The sequence below is a fragment of the Pseudomonas wayambapalatensis genome (assembly GCF_049942315.1).
GTDB lineage: Bacteria > Pseudomonadota > Gammaproteobacteria > Pseudomonadales > Pseudomonadaceae > Aquipseudomonas > Aquipseudomonas wayambapalatensis.
On the sequence record NZ_JBNFMU010000007.1, the window covers coordinates 1 to 2,585 of the forward strand.

The 2,585-nt window shown below is 61.5% G+C and carries 2 protein-coding genes; one reads left to right on the forward strand and one right to left on the reverse strand.

From position 1 onward, the window contains the following. Positions 1–257 precede the first annotated feature (257 nt). On the forward strand, positions 258–1,352 hold the full coding sequence (zapE, locus tag ACPZMI_RS00050; protein WP_186668071.1) for a cell division protein ZapE: 1,095 nt from the start codon (positions 258–260) through the stop codon (positions 1,350–1,352). Between the two features lie 63 nt (positions 1,353–1,415). Here zapE and ACPZMI_RS00055 read toward each other — a convergent pair whose 3' ends face one another. Next, entirely contained in the window at positions 1,416–2,312 is an 897-nt protein-coding gene (locus ACPZMI_RS00055; RefSeq protein ID WP_172964850.1) for a GlxA family transcriptional regulator, read from the reverse strand. Positions 2,313–2,585: the final 273 nt, after the last annotated feature.

Here is a 2,585-nt window from a genome sequence, read left to right on the forward strand (position 1 = left end):
CAGCTTGTGCTCCTACTCGTGCTCAAGGCACATGCGGCATGCAGCTTGCCATTCACCGCTCTCACTCCAGATTCTAATCCCCTATCAAGACACAAGCGGCGGTTCGGCGCTCCGACTTGCCCGCGAAGCAGGCGCCGCGTTGCATGGCACCGGCCATGCCGGTGTTCGCGGGCAAGCCCGCTCCTACAGACTGATTGCCATTAAGCGGGCCGGTCGCTACAGTGACGGCCCGTTTTTTGTTGCCTCGCTAACGAATCATGACGCCCCTAGAACGATATCAAGCAGATCTGAAACGCCCCGATTTCTTCCATGACGCGGCGCAGGAAACGGCGGTGCGTCACTTGCAGCGCCTTTACGACGACCTGGTCGCCGCGCAGAGCAACAAGCCGGGCGTGTTCGGCAAGCTGTTCGGCAAGAAGGAGCAGACACCGGTCAAAGGCCTGTATTTCTGGGGCGGGGTAGGGCGTGGCAAGACCTACCTGGTCGACACCTTCTTCGAGGCGCTGCCGTTCAAGGAGAAGATGCGCACCCACTTCCACCGCTTCATGAAGCGTGTGCACGAGGAAATGAAAACCCTCAAGGGTGAGAAGAACCCGCTGACCATCATCGCCAAGCGCTTCTCCCAGGAAGCCAAGGTGATCTGCTTCGATGAGTTCTTCGTGTCCGACATCACCGACGCCATGATCCTCGGCACCTTGATGGAAGAGCTGTTCAAGAACGGCGTCTCTTTGGTGGCCACCTCCAACATCGTGCCGGACGGCCTGTACAAGGACGGCCTGCAGCGTGCGCGCTTCCTCCCGGCCATCGCCATGATCAAGCAGTACACCGATGTGGTGAACGTCGACAGTGGCGTCGACTATCGCTTGCGCCACCTGGAGCAGGCCGAGCTGTTCCACTTCCCGCTCAACGAAGCCGCCCACGAGAGTCTGCGCGCCAGTTTCAAGGCCCTGACCCCCGATTGCACCCAGGCGGTCGAGAACGACGTGCTGATGATCGAGAATCGCGAGATCCACGCGTTGCGCACCTGTGACGACGTCGCCTGGTTCGACTTCCGCGCCTTGTGCGATGGGCCACGCAGCCAGAACGACTACATCGAGTTGGGCAAGATCTTCCATGCCGTGCTGCTGAGCAACGTCGAGCAGATGGGCGTCACCACCGACGACATCGCCCGCCGCTTCATAAACATGGTCGACGAGTTCTATGATCGCAACGTCAAGCTGATCATTTCGGCCGAAGTCGAGCTCAAGGACCTGTACACCGGCGGGCGCCTGAGCTTCGAGTTCCAGCGTACGCTCAGCCGACTGCTGGAAATGCAGTCCCACGAGTTCCTGGCTCGCGCGCACAAGCCCTGAAGCCGTACCTGTCCCCTGGCAGGCGCGGGCTTGCCGCGCACCTGCCAGGGGGGGGTGGTGTTCTCAGGCCTCCTGCATGAACTGCTGCCGATACTGGTTCGGCGACAGTTCGGTGTGCTGGCGGAACAGCCGGGCGAAGAAGCTCGCGTCGTCGTACCCCACCTCATAACTGATGGTCTTGATGCTCTTGCGGGTGCTCGAGAGCAGGCCCTTGGCGGTCTCGATACGCAGGCGCTGCAGGTAGTGCAGTGGCTTGTCCCCGGTCGCGCTCTGGAAGCGGCGCATGAAGTTGCGGATGCTCATGCCATGGTTGCGCGCCACGTCCTCGAAGCGGAACTTGTCGGCGAAGTGCTCCTCCAGCCAGTGCTGGATCTGCAGGATGATCAGGTCCTGGTGCAGCTTCTGCCCGCCGAAGCCCATGCGCCCTGGCGTGTAGTTGCGCTGCACTTCGTAGAGGATGTCGCGAGCCACCGCCCGGGCGACGTTGGCGCCGCAGAAGCGCTCGATCAGGTAGATGTACAGGTCGCAGGCCGAGGTGGTGCCGCCGGCGCAGTACAGGTTGTCGGCGTCGGTCAGGTGCTTGTCCTGATTCAGGCGGATAGTGGGGAAGCGTTCGGCGAAGCTGTTGAAGAAGCGCCAGTAGGTGGTCGCCTCCTTGCCATCGAGCAGGCCTGACTCGGCGAGCCAGAACACGCCGCTGGCTTCGCCGCACAGCACGGCGCCACGGGCGTGCTGCTCACGCAGCCAGGGGAGCACTTGCGGGTAGCGGGCGAGCAGGTTGTCGAAGTCGTCCCAGAACGCCGGGAGGATGATCACATCGGCGTCACCCAGGCCACTGTCCACGGGGAGTTGAACGTCGCTGAAGCTGTCCACCGGCTGGCCGTCAGGGCTCACCAGGTGAATCTCGAACATCGATTGCAGCCCCAGGCCCAGTTGCTTGCTGTAACGCAGGCTGGCCAGGTGGAAGAAGTCCTTGGCCTGCATCAGTGTCGAAGCGAACACTTTATCAATGGCCAGGATGCTGACGCGCCGCAACGACGCGGAGGGTTGGGTAAACATCATTGTCATTGTTCTTATAGGGTAGAGTGGTCAATCACCGGCTGGATCGTCTTATTTTTTGGCGATTGTGTCTACCCCGAAGAAATGCGCTGCCCTCTTCGCGGGCAAGCCCGCTCCCACAAGGCCTGTGCAACGCGGCCTGGCCCTGCAGTTCATCGTGATGGCGACGACGTT